Here is a 1,276-nt window from a genome sequence, read left to right on the forward strand (position 1 = left end):
CACTGTCGGGCTGGCGCAGCCAGGAACTGGCCGCGCCGTGGCGCGCATCGAACATGGTGGTGACCGACGACACGCCCGGCAGGCTTCAGGTGCAGATGGCAAGCGACCATGCGAACTCGCGCTTCGTAGCCGGTTACAACGTGCGCATCAACGGAGACAGGGGACGGCAGGAGGCACGCGGCGAGGGGATCGAGATCGCGACTGACGCGCACGCGGTGATGCGGGCGAACCGGGGCATGCTGATTACGACCGAGGCCCGTGAGGGTGCGTCGGTCCCCATGAAGGATATGGCTGAGACGGTGCAGCGGCTGACGCAGGCGCGCGAGCAGCATGAAAGTCTCTCCGGACTGGCGCAGCAGAATCGGGCGCCGGATCAGGACAGCGACCAGAGCGATGTTGCAAAGGCGATCAAGGCGCAAAACGATGCGATCAGGGGAAGCGGTGGCAACAGCGCCGAAGGAAACTTCCCTGAACTGGCTAGCCCACATCTGGTGCTCGCCAGCCCTGCCGGTATCGAAACCACAACGGCGCAATCGACACACGTTGCGAGTGGCGAGCATATCGCGCTGACCTGCGGTCACCATTTGAGCCTGTCAGCAGGTGGACGACTGCTGGCAAGTGTCAGAAACGGGATCAGGCTCTTCTGCGTCAAGGCGGGGATGAACCTGATCGCCGCAGGTGGCGATATCGATCTCAAGGCCCTGAAGGACAGCATCAATCTGCTCGCGAAGCTGAATGTCACGGTCACCGCGAACAGGATCAGCATCAGCGCGAAGGAAGAGGTCGAAATCAGCGGCGGCGGCAGCTTTACCCGCTGGAACGCCGGGCAGATCAGAAGCGGTACATCTGGTGGCTTTGCAGTCCATGCCGCCAGTCGTGTATTTACGGGACCGGACAACGTGGGCAAGCCAGTGTTGCCGATGGTGCCGCCCATGCAGCAAGACCTGCATTTCGCGTTACAGGCATTGCCTGGTGAGGGACACCAGACCGTCAGCGAGCCATACGACCTATACAAGGGCGGAGCAAAGATAGGTGAAGGCGTCACCGACGAATTCGGCCGCATCGTCGTGAAGGATCACCAGCTCGGTACGCCGGCCTATCAGGTCAGGCTCAGCAACGGCGGCCAGTTCGACCTCAAGGTGCGCGATGCGCTCAATGGCAATCCTGAGCATACCGATTACCGCACCAACCGGGGCGAGCGTCTGGCCTGAAGCCATGCGCCATTTCATCACGACAGATTGACAAGGAAGACGACGTGGCAGAGTTCCCGCTGAAG

Annotated in this window: 1 protein-coding gene; it reads left to right on the forward strand. The window is 61.7% G+C overall.

What is annotated here, in order from left to right; genetic code table 11:
- On the forward strand, window positions 1-1,211 hold a 1,211-nt coding region (locus F759_RS39965; RefSeq protein WP_036026342.1), incomplete at its 5' end, for a type VI secretion system Vgr family protein.
- Window positions 1,212-1,276: the final 65 nt, after the last annotated feature.

The organism is Paraburkholderia dilworthii, assembly GCF_000472525.1.
GTDB classification, from domain to species: domain Bacteria; phylum Pseudomonadota; class Gammaproteobacteria; order Burkholderiales; family Burkholderiaceae; genus Paraburkholderia; species Paraburkholderia dilworthii.